Here is a 17,022-nt window from a genome sequence, read left to right as displayed (position 1 = left end):
GTCGTGGATCGGACTCTTAAGCCTTGAAATTGCCACCGCCATGGGCTTCAACGCAAGGCATGTTTGAGGGGCGACTGCGTCTTTTCCTGGTTTGGCTCTGCGCCGCGCTGTTCCTGCTGCCGGTCTCCTTCGCTGCTGCGCAGGAAAAGGACGGCGTCAGCGACCTGAAACTTCCCGGGATTTCGAGCTATGCGACGCCCAGGACAGAAGCCCCGCTGGCGCTTGGCGGCGGTGGCGCCATCACTTTGTCGGCCCAACTGACCGACAAGGGCACCGACATCACCCGTGGCCTTGTCTGGCGTGTCTTCAAGCCCGAACCCGTCAACGGCAAATTGCCGATGGTGGCCTCCGCGCATGGCGGCAGTGCCGTCTTCCAGCTCGAGCCTGGCAGCTATCTGGTCCATGCCTCCTATGGCCGCGCCGGCGCCACCAAGCGCATCACTGTCGGCAAGGAAGCCAAGCGGGAAAGCCTGGTGCTCGACGCCGGAGGCCTGAAGCTCGACGCGGTTCTGTCCGGCGGCGTGCGCATTCCCCCGAAAAAACTGCGCTTCTCGATCTATGAGGGCACCGCCGAGGCCAATGGCGACCGCGCGCTGATCATTCCCGACGTCGAACCCAACAGCGTCGTGCGGCTCAATGCCGGCATCTACCACGTCGTCTCGACCTATGGCGCGGTCAACGCGGTGATCCGCTCCGACATCCGCGTCGAGGCCGGCAAGCTGACCGAGGCCACCGTCGAGCATCACGCCGCCGAGATCACGATGAAGCTGGTGCGCGAAACCGGCGGCGAGGCGATTGCCGACACGTCCTGGTCGCTGCTCAACGAATCCGGCGATCCGATCAAGGAAACCGTCGGCGCTTTCGCCTCGATGGTGCTTGCCGAGGGCGACTACACCATCATCGCCAAGAACCGCGACCGCATCTACCAGAAGGATTTCACGGTCGTGGCCGGTCAGAACCAGGAGATCGAGGTTCTGGCCACCGAAGCGGCGGCGATGGACCCGGAAGAAGGCGCGGATTAGCCTTCTACGGCCCATTCCCCGATTTCAGGCTGCCAGCTTTAGCTTTGTCCGTGCCGGCAGGAAGGGAATCCGGCGGCGTGGCAGCTGTGGCGCCAGGTCGAACACGCCGCGGTAAAGCCGCTCGAGCAATGCCTTGCGGTCGCGCAGCGGCTCCAGCTCACTCCAGCTCAGCACATCGCCGACGCGCACGTCGATCGCCTTGCCGGACAGCCGTGCGAATTCGCGGATGAGCAGCGACGTGCGCAATGTCAACGAGGCCTTGCCGACGAATTTGGCCACCCGGCCGTCGCGCTCGGCCATGTTCATCGGCCCGCTGACCAAGTGGAACAGCCTGCCGTTCTGCCCGGAAAAATGCATGGGAACGACCGACGCCTTCGCTTCCTGGACGAGGCGGGCGGGAAACATCTTCCATGGCAGGTCGCGCGCCCTGCCGAACCCTTTCGGCGCGGTGGCAACACCGCCGGCCGGGAACACCACGATGGTGACACCTTCCTTCAGCAGCCGCACCGCTTCATGGCGCACCGCCATATTGTTCTTCAGCGCGTCCTTGGTCTCGGAAAAGTCGATCGGCAGCGAATAGGGTTCCATTTCGCGAATCCTGAGCAGATCCTTGTGGATCATCACCCGGAAAGGCCGCCCGAGCTGCTCCGCCAGCGAGAGCACCGCAATGCCGTCGCCAATGCCGAAGGGATGGTTGGCAACGATCACCAGCGGCGTATCGGGCAATTGTGCGGGCGGCCATTGATCGGCGGTTCGCACGCCGACATCGATCAGGTCGAGCATGCGGCTGAACACGCGCTCACCGGTCGGTACGACCTCACGGCGCCAGAAATCGTAGAGTGCCGCAAAACGATCGCGGCCCGAAAGGCCTTCGACGGAATGAATGAACCACCGCGCCAGCACCGGCTGGTGCGGATTGGCGTAGGAAAGTTCGGGAAAGGACCGTTCGCGCAATTTCAGCTTGAGCATGGGGGCTCGTTACAAGATCGGCGTGACAGGGATATGAAAATGGCGGTGGATCGCTCCACCGCCACCATCAAAGGTGCTGCTCAAATCAGGCGGCGCGCTTGCGCCGGCGATCGGGCGTGACCGCTTCTTCGGTCAGCCGATCGATTGCCTGGGCAAGGCCCAGCGACTCCTGGTCACGCGATCCAAGCCGGCGCATGTTGACCGTCTGCTCTTCCGCCTCGCGCTTGCCGCAGACGAGGATGACCGGAACCTTGGCCAGGCTGTGTTCGCGGACCTTGTAGTTGATCTTCTCGTTGCGCAGATCGGCCTCGGCCGACAAGCCCGCGGCCTTGAGTTTTGCCACCACTTCGGTCGCATAGCCGTCGGCGTCGGACGTGATCGTCGCGACCACGACCTGCAGCGGCGCGAACCACAGCGGGAAGTGACCGGAATAGTTCTCGATCAGGATGCCGAGGAAACGCTCCATCGAGCCGCAGATGGCACGGTGCACCATGACCGGCTGCTTCTTCTCCGAATCGGAGCCGATGTAGAAGGCTCCAAAGCGTTCCGGCAGGTTGAAGTCGACCTGCGTCGTGCCGCACTGCCATTCGCGGCCGATGGCATCCTTCAGCACATATTCGAACTTCGGCCCGTAGAAGGCGCCCTCGCCCGGATTGATCGAAGTCTTGATCCGATTGCCGGATCTCGTCCTGATCGTCTCCAGCACGCTGCCCATGATCGCCTCGGCGTGATCCCACGCCTCGTCGGTGCCGACACGCTTGTCCGGCCGCGTCGACAGCTTCACGCTGATCTCGTCAAAGCCGAAATCGGCATAGGTCGACAAGATCAAATCATTGATGCGCAGGCATTCCGACGCCAGCTGCTCCTCTGTGCAGAAGATGTGCGCATCGTCCTGCGTGAAGCCGCGCACGCGCATCAGCCCGTGCAGCGCGCCCGATGGTTCGTAGCGATGCACATTGCCGAATTCGGCAAGTTTTACGGGCAGATCGCGATAGGACTTCAACCCATGCTTGAAAATCTGCACATGGCCCGGACAGTTCATCGGCTTCAACGCGAAAACGCGATCGTCGTCGGTGTCGTCGCCGGCAACCGTCACCTTGAACATGGCGTCACGATACCAGCCCCAGTGGCCTGACGTTTCCCACAGGCTCTTGTCGAGCACCTGCGGAGCGTTGACCTCCTGGTAGCCCTGCTCGTCGAGCCGGCGGCGCATGTAGTTGACCAGGTTCTGGAACATCTTCCAGCCCTTGGCATGCCAGAAGACGACGCCCGGTCCCTCTTCCTGGAAATGGAAAAGGTCCATCTCGCGGCCAAGCTTGCGATGGTCGCGCTTCTCGGCCTCCTCCAGCATCGTCTGGTAGGCATCAAGCTGCGCCTGGTCGGCCCAGGCCGTGCCGTAGATGCGCGTCAGCATCGGGTTGTTCGAATCGCCACGCCAATAGGCGCCGGCCACCTTCATCAACTTGAAGGCATTGCCGATCTGGCCGGTCGAAGCCATGTGCGGACCGCGGCAGAGATCGAACCAGTCGCCCTGGGCGTAGATCTTGAGATCCTGATCCTCGGGAATGGCGTCGATCAGTTCAAGTTTGTAGCGCTCGCCCTTGTCGGCGAACACCTTCTTGGCCCTGTCGCGCGACCAGACCTCCTTGGTGAACGGCTTGTTGCGCGCGATGATCTCGCGCATCTTCTTCTCGATCACCGGAAAATCATCCGGCGTGAACGGCTCGTTGCGGGCGAAGTCGTAATAGAATCCGTTCTCGATCACCGGCCCGATGGTCACCTGCGTTCCCGGCCACAATTCCTGCACGGCTTCCGCCAGCACGTGGGCGGTGTCGTGACGGATAAGCTCAAGCGCGCGCGCATCGTCGCGAGTGATGATTTCGACCTTTCCGGACTTGCCGAGCGGGTCACTGAGGTCGCGCACGGTGCCATCAATGGCATAGGCGACGGCCTTCTTGGCCAGCGACTTCGAGATCGATTCGGCCAGGCCGGCACCGGTCATCGCCGCGTCGTAGTCGCGGACGGAGCCATCGGGGAATGTCAGGGAAACGGAATTCAGCATCATGTATCTCCTATCCAGTCCCGCAAACGAGCGCGGGTGGTAAAATGCAGGTCACCGGCGGCTTGCGGCCGCGACCTGCATCAGGTTGGCCGGAGGCGTCCGGCGGCGGCAGTCTTTTATGAGCAGATGCCGCCGCCGTAAAGCCCAGCCTACTTGATCAGTTGCGGCAGATCCCTCAGGAACGCGGCCCGCGTCGCCAACCCTTTCGGCATATCAGTCCGATTGGCATCGACAACCAGCCGGGCGAACACGATCTGGCGTCCGTCTTTCCGGGCCCAGCCGACAAACCAACCGAGCGAGCGCTTGTCCTTGCCGCCCTCGCCGAGCCTCGTGCTGCCGGTCTTGCCCTGAACGGCCCAATCACCGGCCTTGAAGCTTGGTATGATTGCGCGTGTCATCTCATGCGCCTTCGCCGACACCGGCATCTTGCCAGCGAGCAGCTGGCGCAGGAAGGCAACTTGTTCGACCGGCGTGATCTTGAGCGAGGAGTTGACCCAGGAACGCGTGAGCCCGTCATCCTTGCCGGGATTGCCTGAAACGTCGCCATTGCCATAGTTGAGCCTCGATACATAGCCGGCAAATTTCTCGCCGCCCAGCCGGCGGGTGATCTCCCGGGAATACCAGATAATCGAATCGCGTTCCCAGATCACCGGGTCGACAGTCTTCTGGTCACGCTTCACCGCATTGAATTCGGGTTTGTAATCCCAGGTCGGCGTGTGCTCATCGTTCAGGATACGGGCGTCGTAGCCGATCAGCGAAAGCGGTACCTTGAACGTCGAGGCCGGGCTGAAACGCTGATCGCAGGTCCCGTCCTGGTAAAGCGTCTTGCCGGTCGCCGCGTCGGCGATCAGCGTGCAGTGCACATCCCCAAGCGGCGCCGATTGCGCGCGCATCGGGAACCCCAGCAGCCAGGCGAGCAGGAACAGGACTCCAGCCAGGATAAAGGGAAGACGGTCGATGTTACGCATTGATGCTCGCTCCAGAAGGGTGTTCGCGAGCGGGCTTAGCGAGGTCTCTTGTCTCGATTTTGTCTCAAATGCGCAGTCTTTGTGCAGGCTTGCGTTAACCCTACCGGATCGTAAACGCCCAGAGGATGAACGGCCTTCAGCACTATCCTCAGTTGTTGGCTTTGCCGCCCTTTCTGCCTATCCACCAATAGCGCCAAGGCATGAACCAGACATAACGGTCCGCCAGCACTTCCGGAACCAAATCGACGCCGTGCGTGCCGAATGGACCGCAGCGCAGCACGCGAAAAAGGCCCATCCAGCCACCGGCCCACAGGCCGTGGCGGGCGATCGCCTCATGCGCGTATTCGGAGCAGGTCGGCAGATGCCGGCAGGAATTGCCGACAAAGCCGGATAGCGTCAGTTGGTAGAGGCGCACGAGCGACGTGCCGAAGAGACGGCCAGGCGTCTTGCGCCATGGGCCGGGCCAGTTGCGGCCGCGTCCCGGCGGCCTGGCAGTGTGGGCATGCCCATGCGGGTCGTGCACCGCAATCTCCGTATCGCGTTCTTCCCGCGATAGATGTGAGCTTCGCCGGGAGAACGCAATCCCCACCCCTTGTGCGTCATGGGCGGAAGCGGCGAAACGGCTGCCGGTCAACCGGAGGCACCCAGCGGTCGGGGCGGATCGGCTCCTGGCCACACTTTGTATGCAGCCTTTCGTCACGCCATTGGAACGTCGCGATCCGCATCACATCGCCGAAGATGTTCAGGAACTGGTTCATGGTCGGTCTCCTTTGACGCGATTAGACCGCCGCTGGCCTTGGCCTTCAAACGAGTATAATTTCCATTTCGGATAACCCTGGATTATGCGAATGAAGCGCGGGCGCCTGCCGTTGACGGCATTGAGGAGTTTCGAGGCGGCGGGGCGGCATCTGAGTTTCAGCCGGGCCGCCGAGGAACTTTTCGTCTCCCAGGCTGCGATCAGCCGGCAGATCCGCGAGCTCGAAACCTTCCTGCGCCAGCCTCTGTTCGAACGTCATCATCGCCGTGTCGGACTGACCGATACCGGTCGCCGGCTGCTTGCCCAACTGGTCAGAAGCTTCGACGATATCGACCGGCTGCTGTCGGAACTGGCAGCGGTCCCCGCGCAGTCCCTGGTCCGCGTCAGTGTAGAGCCGTCGCTTGCATCCGTATGGCTGGTGCCCCGGCTCAACCGATTCCGCCAATTGCGGCCCGATATCGACGTGTCCCTGGAAGTTGATCCAAGGCTGATCGATTTCCGCGGCGACCAGCCCGAACTTGCCTTGCGCTTCAGCGCCCATGCCACCTCGTGGCCTCGCAGCCAGGCCGAGCGGCTTGCCTCGACGGTCGATTCCCCGGTTCTGTCGCCGGTGCTGCTCGCCTCGGGCCCTGCCCTCGAGAAGCCGATCGACCTCGCCCGCTACACGCTCTTGCACGAGGAAAACCGCCAGGGCTGGGCGCGCTGGTTCGAGGCGGCCGGCGTGCCCGCCGACGCCGTGCCGGCGCGAGGTCCGATGCTGGCGGATGCCTCGCTGTCGAAGCAGGCCGCGCTGCTCGGACATGGCGTGGCGCTGGGTGATCTCTTGCAGATCGGCGGGGAAGTCGCGTCCGGAGCGCTGATCAAGCCGTTCGACATCGACGTTGCGTCTGGCGCCTACTGGCTGGTGGCCAGGAATCTGAAGGACCTTTCGGAACCGGCCGCCGCGTTCGCCGACTGGCTAAGAGCCGAGTTTGCCGAAAGCAGACACAAGCTGGAGCAAGCCTAAGCCGCTTCTTCGGCGCGCTTCTTCTCGATCTGGCCGATGGCGTCGACCACGGCGTCGAAGGTCAGCATGGTCGAGGCATGGCGCGCCTTGTAGTCGCGCACCGGTTCCAGATACCTCAGGTCGGCAAAGCGTCCTTGCGGTGGCTCGCCATTTTCCTTCAGCATCTTCAGCATGGTGTCGCGCACAGCGCGCAATTCCTCGGCACTCGCGCCGACAACGTGGCGCGCCATGATCGAGGACGACGCTTGGCCGAGCGCGCAGGCCTTCACGTCATGGGCGAAGTCGGTTACCACGCCGTCTTCCATCTTGAGGTCGACGGTAACGGTCGAACCGCACAGTTTGGAGTGCGCCTTGGCGGTCGCGTCCGGATGGTCGAGCCGGCCGATGCGTTCAATGTTTCCGGCAAAGCCGAGAATTTTCGCGTTATAGACGTCGTTGATCATTATTTTCCAATCCGTCGCCGCCAAGCGAACAGCGATTGCCGCTGCTGCGTCTTCCTTTCGCTCGCTACGACCTTATATAATGCTGGCAGTCCGGTAACGACAAGGCGATGAGCGCCGCGGTCCTGGCCGGGAAGTTCACGCCGCTTACGGGGCTGGAAACGGGGCGAGTTTCCGACACCGAAAGGTCGTGGTCCGTTCAACTCGTTCCTCCTTGGAGAGGAACTACGGGAGACGCCTTTTATGGATGCCGTCATCAAGAAATTCATGCCCCAGTCCGCTTACATGGAAAAGCCGGTCACCGACCGGCCGAGCGAAGCCGAGGTCGAGGCCGCGGTGCGCACGCTGCTGCGCTGGACCGGCGACAATCCGGACCGCGAAGGGCTGATCGACACACCCAAGCGCGTAGCCAAGGCCTACCGCGAGATGTTCGGTGGCTACGACATGTGCCCGGCAGAGGAACTCGGCCGCACCTTCGAGGAGGTCGCAGGCTATGACGACCTCGTCATCGTCAAGGACATCCAGTTTCATTCGCATTGCGAACACCACATGGTGCCGATCATCGGCAAGGCGCATGTTGGTTACCTGCCGGACGGCAAGGTCGTCGGCCTGTCCAAGATCGCACGAGTCGTCGATATCTTCGCCCATCGGCTGCAGACGCAGGAAGCGCTGACCGCGCAGATCGCCGGCGTCATCCAGGACGTGCTCAACCCTCGCGGCGTCGCCGTGATGATCGAGGCCGAGCATATGTGCATGGCCATGCGCGGCATCCGCAAGCAGGGTTCCACCACGCTCACCTCCACCTTCACCGGCGTCTTCAAGGATACCCCCGAAGAGCAGGTTCGTTTTGTCACCATGGTGCGCGGCGGCGGGGCGTAAGCCCCGCACCGGCGTCGCCCAACCATGATCCCGGAAAACCGGTTTTCGCGGACAAGCGAAAACGTTTGTCCAGGGATCATGGTCAAACAGGAAAATGCACCGGCGATGTCGGCACTGGAATTTCCCGAAGCTCCGTCAGACAAGAAGGCTCTGGAAGAAGGCGCGGTGTTCTCGCCGCGCTTCGACGCGGCCGGTCTTGTCACGGTGGTCGTCACCGATGCCGAAGACGGCATGCTGCTGATGGTCGCCCATATGAATGCGCAAGCGCTCGCGCTGACATTGGAAACTGGGATCGCCCACTACTGGTCGCGCTCGCGTAACGCACTTTGGAAGAAGGGGGAAACCTCGGGCAATTTCCAGCATGTCGTCGAGATGCGCACCGACTGCGATCAGGATGCATTGTGGCTGCACGTGAAAGTGTTGGGCCACGACGCAACTTGTCACACCGGCCGGCGTTCATGCTTTTATCGGACGGTGGGGCTGGTCGACGGCAAGGGGACGCTTGTCGACGACGGCAGCAAACCGCTGTTCGATGCGGAAAAGACGTATCGGAAGCCTGTGTGAACCATTCCATATTCACAAACCACTCATGTTCACTATTCTCAAACATCCTTCTGATACAAAGGATGCGGGACAAGGGAGATCATGATGCTCGAGTGGGCGTCATTGCGTAACAGATCAGACGTTCGAGAAGCCAACGGCCTCTCCTCGTCCGGCGGCGCACCCCAACCAAGACCCGAAAAGAAGACAGGCATCTCACTGGCATTGGGTGGCGGCTGCGCCCGTGGCTGGGCCCATATCGGCGTGCTGCGTGCACTCGACGAAGCCGGCATCGAAGTGTCGATGATAGCCGGCACCTCCATCGGCGCGCTGGTTGGCGGCTGTTATCTCGCCGGCAAACTGGACGAACTGGAAGAGTTTGCACGCAGCCTGACCAAGCGTCGCATCTTTGGGCTGCTCGATCTCAATCTGCGCGGCAGCGGCCTGTTCGGCGGCATGAAGCTCGACGCCCGCCTGCGTGAGCATGTGGCAGGCGTTCGTTTCGAGGATCTGCCCAAGCCATTTGTCTGTGTCGCGTCGGAAATCCGCACCGGCCACGAAATCTGGGTGTCGAGCGGCTCGCTGATCACAGCCATGCGCGCGTCCTACGCACTGCCCGGCGTGTTCGAGCCGGTGAATTGCAACGGCCGGGTGCTGGTCGACGGCGCGCTGGTCAACCCGGTGCCGGTGTCGGTCTGCCGCGCCTACGAACAGCCCCTCGTCGTGGCGGTCAACCTTCACTACGACCTGTTCGGCCGCGCCGCGGTGATAAAGCACAGCGCCGGCGAACTGGTTGTCGAAAAGGACGCGCCGCGCGCCGGTCACCCGGACCCCGACCACCAGTCGCATCAGACCCGCCTCGGCATCACCGGCGTCATGGTCGAAGCCTTCAACATCATCCAGGACCGCATCTCGCGCGCCAGGCTTGCCGGCGATCCGCCCGACATGTCGCTCCAGCCCAAGCTCAGCCATATCGGCCTGACCGAGTTCCACCGTGCCGACGAGGCGATCCAGCTCGGCTACCAGGCGACGATGGCGCAGATCGGCGAACTGAGCCGGCTGCAGACGGTTTTGGCTTAGCCAGCCACCCTCACGCCCGCGCCGCGTCGATAATGCGAAACTGGACGGTGCGGTTGCCGTTCCAGTAGTTCCCCGACAGCGAGCCGGCGACATGCACCGTCTTGCCCCGGTTCTTGAACAGGAATTCGCCAAGTGCGGTGTCGACGGCGCGAAAGGCGATCCCCTGGATGCGGCCGCCGCTCTCCGACTGCAATTCGGCGCGGATATGGTTGGTGCCGACCGGGCGGGCGTCGGCCAGCCGATGGCGAGGCAGCGCGAAAACCGGTGCGACGTGGCCGGCGCCGAAGGGGCCGGCCCTTTCCAGCGCGTCGAGCAGGCTGAGCGTCGCGCCTTCGGCGGCAAGCGCACCGTCGATTGCCAGGCTTTCCTCGTCCTGCAGCCGAAATACGTCGGCGGCCGCGCGCTCCTCGAAAAACGCCCTGAGTTCGCCGAGCCTGGCGCGCTCCACGGTGATGCCGGCCGCCATGCCATGGCCGCCGCCCTTGACGATCAACCCGGCGTCGGCGGCTTCACGCACCAGCCGTCCGAGGTCGAAGCCCGACACCGAACGGCCCGAACCGGTACCGATGCCCACGGCGTTGAAGGCGATGGCGAAAGCCGGCCGCCGCGCATGATCCTTCAGTCGTGAAGCGAGCAAGCCGACAATGCCGGGATGCCAGTTGTTGCTGGCGGTGACGACGATGGCCGGGCCATTGCCGCCGGCAAGCTCGGCATCGGCTTCGGCGCGCGCTGCCGCAAGCATCTCCTGCTCCATCAGCTGCCGCTCCTGGTTCAACCGGTCCAGCGTCTCCGCGATGGTTCGCGCCTCGACCGGATCGTCTGTCGCAAGCAGCCGGCTGCCAAGGGCCGCATCGCCAATGCGCCCGCCGGCGTTGATGCGCGGCCCTATCAGATAGGCAAGATGAAAGGTGCCGATCGGTTCGCCGATGCGGGAAACCCGCGCCAATGCGGCAAGCCCTTCATTCTTCTGCTGGCGCGCCACTTGCAACCCCTTGACGACGAAGGCACGGTTGACGCCGGTCAGCGGCACCACGTCGCACACGGTGGCCAATGCGACGAGATCGAGCATGGAAAGCAGATCCGGTGGCGTGGTCTCGGTCAAGCCACGCAGGACCTTTGCGGTCTGCACCAGGGCAAGGAACACAACGCCGGCGGCGCAGAGGTGACCCTGGCCCGAAAGATCGTCGTCGCGGTTTGGATTGACGACGGCAATCGCGGCCGGCAAGGCGCCACCGACCTGATGGTGGTCGAGCACCACGACATCGGCGCCGGCGGCATTGGCTGCATCGACGGAAATGGCACTGTTGGTGCCGCAATCGACGGTGACGATCAGCGTCGCGCCGCGCGAGACGAGTTCGCGCATGGCATCGGGATTGGGGCCGTAACCCTCGAAAATACGGTCCGGAATATAGATTTCCGATGGCACCGAGAAATGCGTCAGAAACCGCTTCAGCAAGGCTGACGAGGCCGCACCGTCGACATCGTAGTCGCCGAAGATCGCCACTTTTTCCCTCGCCATCACCGCCGCCGCGATGCGGGTGGCGGCCTTGTCCATGTCGGTCAGCGAGGCGGGATTCGGCAACAGGTCGCGGATCGTCGGATCGAGGAACCGCTCGGTCTGCTCGGCGGTAACACCGCGTCCGGCAAGAACGCGTGCGACAATGTCGGGCACGCCATGGCCTTGCGCGATGGCAAGCGCGATCATGTCCTGTCGTTCGGTCAGCCGATGCTCCCAGGAGAGACCGGTAGCCGACTGCCTGACATCGAGGAAGAGGCGCCTGTCGCCCATCATGCGCTTTGCCAACTCATAATTGGCCGCAGGATTATGCATGCCGCCCAAAAGTGCGCAGCGGTTTTGGGATGACGACATGCACAAACAACGGCCCAAAAAAGCGTCGCGTGAACACGACGGGCTTTAAGGCCAAAGGCGGGCAAAGCCAAGCGGTTCGCGGCGGTAGGCGTCGCAGGAGAATTCAAGAATAACTACGCTTTCCGCTTTTCAGCCTGGCGCCGGACCCATTCCTCGGCTGCATCCCCCATTGTCTTTTCCCAATCGTTCTTGAGCCAGGCCATGAAAGGCCGATCGAACCTGAACGTATCGCCGCATTCGCGGATGAAAAAGCGGCGCACATTCTGGGTGTTGCGATAGGACTTCGTGATGGGCGTGGCACGCGAAACCGGATCCGCGTGCCAGTCGAACGCTTTCATCCTCGGTCCTTGCGCGGCCAGGGTTCAGATGCAGCCAATGGCTAACAACTGCGGCGAGGCTTCGCAAGCAGGCTTAAAGCAATTCCAGGAAAAGTATGAAACCGTCCGGAATTGCGTCAAAACAAAGAACTCTAGAACTTATCCAGATCCTGGTGCCGGGCCTTGATCTCCCGCACGGTTCGCGACGACGACCGCAAGACGATCGTATGCGTGGTGATGTATGTGCCGCCGAACTTGACGCCGGCCAGCATATTGCCGTCGGTCACGCCGGTGGCCGCGAACAGCACATCACCGCGCGCCATGTCTTCGGCATGGTAGATCCGCTTCGGATCGGAGATGCCCATCTTCGCGGCGCGGGCGACCTTCTCCGGCGTATCGAGGATCAGCCGGCCCTGCATCTGGCCGCCGGTGCAGCGCAGTGCGGCCGCTGCCAGCACGCCCTCGGGCGCTCCGCCCGTGCCGAGATAGATATCGATACCGGTTTCGTCCGGATCCGTGGTGTGGATGACGCCGGCGACATCGCCGTCACCGATCAGCCGGATCGCGGCACCCGTGGCGCGCACGGCATCGATCAGCTTGGCGTGGCGCGGCCGGTCGAGGATGCAGGTGGTGATGTCGGACACCGCGACGCCCTTGGCCCGGGCCAGGCTGGCGATGTTTTCGGCCGGCGAAGCGTCGAGGTTGATGACGCCTTCGGCATAACCCGGACCAATGGCGATCTTGTCCATATAGACGTCGGGCGCGAACAGCAGACTGCCCTTCTCGGCGATCGCGATGACGGCAAGCGCGTTCGGGAGGTTCTTGGCACAGATCGTCGTTCCCTCGAGCGGATCAAGGGCGATATCGACGGCCGGGCCTTTGCCGGTGCCGACCTCCTCGCCAATATAGAGCATCGGCGCCTCGTCCCGTTCGCCCTCGCCGATCACCACCGTGCCCTTGATGGCAAGGCGGTTGAGCTCCTGGCGCATGGCGTCGACAGCGACCTGGTCAGCCGCCTTCTCGTCGCCGCGCCCACGCAGCCTGGCTGCCGCGACCGCGGCCCTTTCGGTGACGCGCACCAGTTCCATGGTGAGTATCCGGTCAAGGCCGGCGACAATGTTCTGGGCCACATTCATTTCGGCAAATCCTCGTTTGCATGCCACCTCCCGCCGGAGGCGGGCTTGTTTTGTCAAACGAGCATGACAACGGCAAGACCTGCCGCGAGTTTTATCGAAAGATAAGCAATATCAATCGATTGAACCTTATTGCGAACAAGATTGCGGCCCGGCTGTTCCCAGCCGGGCCGCACTTGAAGACGCATGAAGATAACGCCGGGATCTAGAAAACCGCCAGGTATTTGAGCAACGAAATGATGCCGATGATGATGACGATAATCTGCACGATCTGCCGCATCCGGGCATCGAGAGGCAGGCGCTGCACAAGATAAAGAACAAGGATGATGACGAGGAATGTGATCAGAATGCCGATCAGCACGGATGAAGCCATGGTGCCCTCCTAAAATGATTACCTGAGGAACCGCGAAACGAACCGGCAGCGCCGGCTCGATGCCGGCGCGGTCAATACCAGCGGCGCGGGGTGTCGTTGTTCAACGACTGGCCGACGGCGATCCCGGCCAGAAAGCCGAGCAGGCCGATCACGCCGATCACGGCAGTCGTGGTGCCGGGATTTTCGCGCGCCACGTCCGAAACCGCCTGGGCCTGGCTGCGCAATTGCTGTGCTGTCCGCGAAGCACGCGCCGCGGCCGTCTCATACAAATCCGAAGCTTGCTCGCTGGCATCGTCGAGCATTTCCGCGCCCCGCGCTGAAATGCTCTTGTTGATCTTGGTGATCTCCTTGCGCAGTTCGGCGATCTGCTTTTCCAGCGTTTTCTGGATGTCGTCGATCTGAGGGGTATCGGATTTGTTGGTATCGGCCATGGAGTGGCTCCCTTGGTTGCTGACCAAGAGAACGGGGCCGGCACGGATTCGTTCCGGTTGATCGCGGCTGCGCGACGGTGGGGGCGGAGCTACCCTGCCCGCTCGATGCGGAGGACCTGCGGCTTGTCGGTCAGGTGACCGTCCTTGGTGATGCCGTCGACGGCCTTGCGCACGGCGGCCTCGGTGGTCTCGTGGGTGACGAGGATCACCGTCTTCTGTGCCGCCGCCTCGCCGCTGACCGCATGCTGGACGATCGATTCCAGCGAAATATCGTTGTCGGCCATGCGCTTGGCGATCGCGGCGAACACGCCGATGCGGTCATGCACGGTCAGCCGGATGAAATAGCCGCCGGCATGGCTGCGCATCTGCGCCTTCTTGTAAGGCCTCAACTCCTTTGCCGGCCGACCAAAGACCGGCCCATGCTGGAAGCCCGGCCGGCTCTTGGCGATGTCGGCGATGTCGCCGATGACGGCCGAGGCGGTGGCGTTGCCGCCAGCGCCGGGGCCCGAAAGCAGCAGTTCGCCGAGGATGTCGGTCTCGATCGCCACCGCGTTGGTGACGCCATGCACCTGCGCGATGACGGAGGCGGTCGGCACCATGGTCGGATGTACGCGCTGCTCGATGCCGCTTTCGGTGCGCTGGGCAACGCCCAGCAGCTTGATCCTGTAGCCGAGGTCGCCGGCGGCACGGATGTCAGCCTGGGTGATGTTGGAAATGCCTTCCATGTAGATGTCGTTGGCGGCGATCTTGGTGCCGAAGGCAAGGCTGGTCAGGATCGACAGCTTGTGCGCGGTGTCATGGCCTTCGATGTCGAAGGTCGGATCGGCCTCGGCGTAACCCAGCCGCTGCGCGTCCTTCAGGCAGGCATCAAACGAGATGCCCTCGGCCTCCATGCGGGTCAGGATGTAGTTGCACGTGCCGTTGAGAATGCCGAACACACGGGTGACCGAGTTGCCGGCCATCGCCTCGCGCATCGTCTTGATGACGGGAATGCCGCCCGCCACCGCCGCTTCGTAGTTGAGCAGCACGCCCTTCTTCTCGGCGATCTCGGCCAGCGCCACGCCATGCTTGGCGAGCAGGGCCTTGTTGGCGGTGACGACATGGCGGCCGGCTTCGAGCGCCGCCTTCACCGACAGGCGCGCCGGCCCTTCATCGCCGCCGATCAGTTCGATGAACACGTCGATCTCGGCGGTCTGCGCCATCTTGACCGGGTCGTCGAACCATCTTGCGGAACTGACATCGACGCCACGGTCGCGCTTCGGATCGCGCGCCGAAACCGCTGCGACGATGATGTCGCGCCCGCATTGCCGGGTCAGTTCCGCCGCCTTGTCGCGCAGCACACGTGCCACCGATGCACCGACCGTGCCGAGGCCGGCAATTCCAACACGCAGTGCTTCAGCCATGGAAGGCGACGTCCCTCAAATCAGATCGAATTTTGCTTACCGGTGAGCGGAGAGCGGCACCACATTGTTGGGCTGCTTGGCGCTGGTCGACAGGAAGCGCTTGATGTTGCGCGCCGCCTGGCGGATCCGGTGCTCGTTCTCCACCAGCGCCACGCGCACGAAATCGTCGCCATGTTCGCCGAAGCCGACACCGGGTGCCACCGCCACGTCGGCGTGCTCGATGAGCAGCTTGGAGAATTCGAGCGAGCCGAGATGCTTGAACGGCTCAGGGATCGGCGCCCAGGCGAACATCGAGGCAGCAGGGGCCGGAATGGTCCAGCCGGCACGGCCGAAGGCATCGACCATCACGTCACGGCGCCTGTGGTAGATGTCGCGCACCTCGGCGATATCAGCGCCGTCGCCATTGAGCGCATGGGCCGCCGCCACCTGGATCGGCGTGAAGGCGCCGTAGTCGAGATAGGACTTCACCCGCGTCAGCGCCGAGATCAGCCGTTCGTTGCCGACGGCAAAGCCCATGCGCCAGCCGGGCATGGAGAAGGTCTTCGACATCGAGGTGAATTCGACGCAGATGTCGATGGCACCCGGAACCTGCAGCACCGAAGGCGGCGGATTGCCGTCGAAATAGATCTCCGAATAGGCAAGGTCGGACAGGATGATGATGTCGTTCTTCTTCGCGAACGCCACCACGTCCTTGTAGAAATCGAGCGAAGCGACCAGCGCCGTCGGGTTCGACGGATAGTTGAGGATCAATGCCAGCGGCTTCGGGATCGAATGGCGAATGCCCCGCTCGACCGCCGGAATGAAGCCGTCATCGGGCTCGACCTGCAGCGAACGGATGACACCGCCCGACATGATGAAGCCGAAAGCGTGAATCGGATAGGTCGGATTGGGGCACAGGATGACGTCGCCGGGCGCGGTGATTGCCTGCGCCATGTTGGCGAAGCCTTCCTTCGAGCCGAGCGTGGCAACCACTTGCGTGTCGGGATTGAGCTTCACGCCGAAGCGGCGTTGATAATAGGCGGCCTGGGCGCGGCGCAGCCCCGGAATGCCGCGCGAGGAGGAATAGCGATGCGTGCGCGGATCGCGCACGACTTCGCACAATTTGTCGACGATGGCCTTCGGCGTCGGCAGGTCCGGATTGCCCATGCCAAGGTCGATGATGTCGGCGCCGCGCGAGCGCGCGCTGGCCTTGAGCCGGTTGACCTGCTCGAAAACGTAGGGCGGAAGGCGACGGACCTTGTGAAACTCTTCCATGGCGGTTCCAGACAGCAAAGGGGTATTGGGCGCGCGCTATATACTCATTTGCAGGTAGGGTCGAGGGTGGGATCGCATTTGCCTTCGATCTGCTTCAGCGTCTGGGGGCCGTGCTTCTTGGCCAGATCCGTCAGCGCCGCCTGATCGGTGACGGAGCCGCCGCCCCTTTTGGCACCCTGCCCGCTCTTGTCGGCCTTGAGTTCGGCGAGCTTGGCGTTCCGCTCGGCCTCGGTGAACTGCTTGTTCGCCACTTGCGGCGGGATGTTCAGGTTCGGAAAGGTGCCCGTGTCCTTCGGCCCCGCATTCTCGGCCATCGGCACCGGTCCGCTGGTATTCGTGCTCGAACATCCGGCGATCCCCACGAGGACGATCGCCACGCCGATGCGGCAAAAGCGTGCGGCACCAAAAAAAACAGTCTCGCCAATATTAATCGTCATATTGTTTCCTTGGCAGCCGAGGTAGAGCGAGATTGGACCCTGTCGGATGTCCCATGTTAATATGTCAAGAAAACGCTTCGG

Annotated in this window: 19 protein-coding genes; 5 read left to right on the top strand and 14 right to left on the bottom strand. The window is 62.9% G+C overall.

Going from position 1 to position 17,022, the window contains the following annotated elements:
* Positions 1-59: 59 nt before the first annotated feature.
* Entirely contained in the window at positions 60-1,022 is a 963-nt protein-coding gene (locus EB815_RS20995; RefSeq protein ID WP_056572273.1) for a hypothetical protein, read from the top strand.
* A 24-nt stretch (positions 1,023-1,046) separates the two neighbouring features.
* Here EB815_RS20995 and EB815_RS20990 read toward each other — a convergent pair whose 3' ends face one another.
* The 5 genes from EB815_RS20990 to EB815_RS20970 form a co-directional block, all read right to left on the bottom strand.
* Positions 1,047-1,991 carry a lysophospholipid acyltransferase family protein gene (locus EB815_RS20990; RefSeq protein ID WP_056572275.1) on the bottom strand — a complete coding sequence of 315 codons (945 nt, stop codon included), beginning with the start codon at positions 1,989-1,991 and terminating at the stop codon, positions 1,047-1,049.
* Positions 1,992-2,076: 85 nt separating this feature from the next.
* Positions 2,077-4,053, bottom strand: a complete 1,977-nt coding sequence (gene thrS, locus EB815_RS20985; RefSeq protein WP_056573390.1) for a threonine--tRNA ligase — start codon at positions 4,051-4,053, stop codon at positions 2,077-2,079.
* Between the two features lie 149 nt (positions 4,054-4,202).
* Entirely contained in the window at positions 4,203-5,021 is an 819-nt protein-coding gene (gene blaOXA / locus EB815_RS20980; RefSeq protein ID WP_056572277.1) for a class D beta-lactamase, read from the bottom strand.
* Between the two features lie 148 nt (positions 5,022-5,169).
* Positions 5,170-5,544, bottom strand: a complete 375-nt coding sequence (gene yidD, locus EB815_RS20975; RefSeq protein WP_056572280.1) for a membrane protein insertion efficiency factor YidD — start codon at positions 5,542-5,544, stop codon at positions 5,170-5,172.
* A gap of 76 nt (positions 5,545-5,620) precedes the next feature.
* The gene (locus tag EB815_RS20970; protein WP_081295123.1) at positions 5,621-5,779 is read right to left on the bottom strand and encodes a hypothetical protein; all 159 of its coding nucleotides are present in this window, start codon (positions 5,777-5,779) and stop codon (positions 5,621-5,623) included.
* Positions 5,780-5,869: 90 nt separating this feature from the next.
* Here EB815_RS20970 and EB815_RS20965 point away from each other — a divergent pair, with 90 nt between their 5' ends.
* Positions 5,870-6,784, top strand: a complete 915-nt coding sequence (locus tag EB815_RS20965) for a LysR substrate-binding domain-containing protein (RefSeq protein WP_056572282.1) — start codon at positions 5,870-5,872, stop codon at positions 6,782-6,784.
* Here the strand turns inward: EB815_RS20965 and EB815_RS20960 are convergent.
* A complete protein-coding gene (locus EB815_RS20960; RefSeq protein ID WP_056572283.1) occupies positions 6,781-7,227 on the bottom strand; it encodes an iron-sulfur cluster assembly scaffold protein in 447 nt (148 codons plus the stop codon). The genes EB815_RS20965 and EB815_RS20960 overlap by 4 nt on opposite strands.
* A 240-nt stretch (positions 7,228-7,467) precedes the next feature.
* Here EB815_RS20960 and folE point away from each other — a divergent pair, with 240 nt between their 5' ends.
* The 3 genes from folE to EB815_RS20945 all read left to right on the top strand — a co-directional run bounded on the left by folE (position 7,468) and on the right by EB815_RS20945 (position 9,723).
* The gene (folE, locus tag EB815_RS20955) at positions 7,468-8,103 is read left to right on the top strand and encodes a GTP cyclohydrolase I FolE (RefSeq protein ID WP_056572284.1); all 636 of its coding nucleotides are present in this window, start codon (positions 7,468-7,470) and stop codon (positions 8,101-8,103) included.
* 105 nt (positions 8,104-8,208) lie between these two features.
* Complete coding sequence (gene hisI, locus EB815_RS20950) at positions 8,209-8,667, top strand: phosphoribosyl-AMP cyclohydrolase (RefSeq protein WP_056573393.1); 459 nt, start codon at positions 8,209-8,211, stop codon at positions 8,665-8,667.
* A gap of 84 nt (positions 8,668-8,751) precedes the next feature.
* Positions 8,752-9,723 carry a patatin family protein gene (locus tag EB815_RS20945; RefSeq protein ID WP_056573396.1) on the top strand — a complete coding sequence of 324 codons (972 nt, stop codon included), beginning with the start codon at positions 8,752-8,754 and terminating at the stop codon, positions 9,721-9,723.
* 10 nt (positions 9,724-9,733) lie between these two features.
* On the opposite strand, the gene recJ is transcribed toward EB815_RS20945, so the two are convergent.
* The 8 genes from recJ to EB815_RS20905 form a co-directional block, all read right to left on the bottom strand.
* Complete coding sequence (gene recJ / locus EB815_RS20940; RefSeq protein ID WP_056573399.1) at positions 9,734-11,515, bottom strand: single-stranded-DNA-specific exonuclease RecJ; 1,782 nt, start codon at positions 11,513-11,515, stop codon at positions 9,734-9,736.
* A 191-nt stretch (positions 11,516-11,706) separates the two neighbouring features.
* A complete protein-coding gene (locus tag EB815_RS20935) occupies positions 11,707-11,931 on the bottom strand; it encodes a DUF6434 domain-containing protein (RefSeq protein ID WP_056572285.1) in 225 nt (74 codons plus the stop codon).
* 131 nt (positions 11,932-12,062) lie between these two features.
* Positions 12,063-13,046: a class II fructose-bisphosphatase gene (glpX, locus tag EB815_RS20930; protein WP_056572286.1), complete on the bottom strand. Its 984-nt coding sequence runs from the start codon at positions 13,044-13,046 to the stop codon at positions 12,063-12,065.
* 202 nt (positions 13,047-13,248) lie between these two features.
* Positions 13,249-13,416 (bottom strand): Thivi_2564 family membrane protein, encoded by a 168-nt coding sequence (locus EB815_RS20925; protein ID WP_081295122.1) that lies wholly within the window; start codon positions 13,414-13,416, stop codon positions 13,249-13,251.
* Between the two features lie 71 nt (positions 13,417-13,487).
* Entirely contained in the window at positions 13,488-13,847 is a 360-nt protein-coding gene (locus EB815_RS20920; protein ID WP_056572288.1) for a hypothetical protein, read from the bottom strand.
* Between the two features lie 89 nt (positions 13,848-13,936).
* A complete protein-coding gene (locus EB815_RS20915) occupies positions 13,937-15,250 on the bottom strand; it encodes a homoserine dehydrogenase (protein WP_056572290.1) in 1,314 nt (437 codons plus the stop codon).
* Between the two features lie 36 nt (positions 15,251-15,286).
* Entirely contained in the window at positions 15,287-16,504 is a 1,218-nt protein-coding gene (locus EB815_RS20910) for an LL-diaminopimelate aminotransferase (protein ID WP_056572292.1), read from the bottom strand.
* Between the two features lie 44 nt (positions 16,505-16,548).
* Positions 16,549-16,941: a hypothetical protein gene (locus EB815_RS20905; RefSeq protein ID WP_081295121.1), complete on the bottom strand. Its 393-nt coding sequence runs from the start codon at positions 16,939-16,941 to the stop codon at positions 16,549-16,551.
* Positions 16,942-17,022 lie beyond the last annotated feature (81 nt).

Origin of the sequence: Mesorhizobium loti, from assembly GCF_013170705.1 — a bacterium.
Lineage (GTDB): Bacteria > Pseudomonadota > Alphaproteobacteria > Rhizobiales > Rhizobiaceae > Mesorhizobium > Mesorhizobium loti_D.
This window is presented reverse-complemented; position numbering and strand designations above follow the sequence as displayed.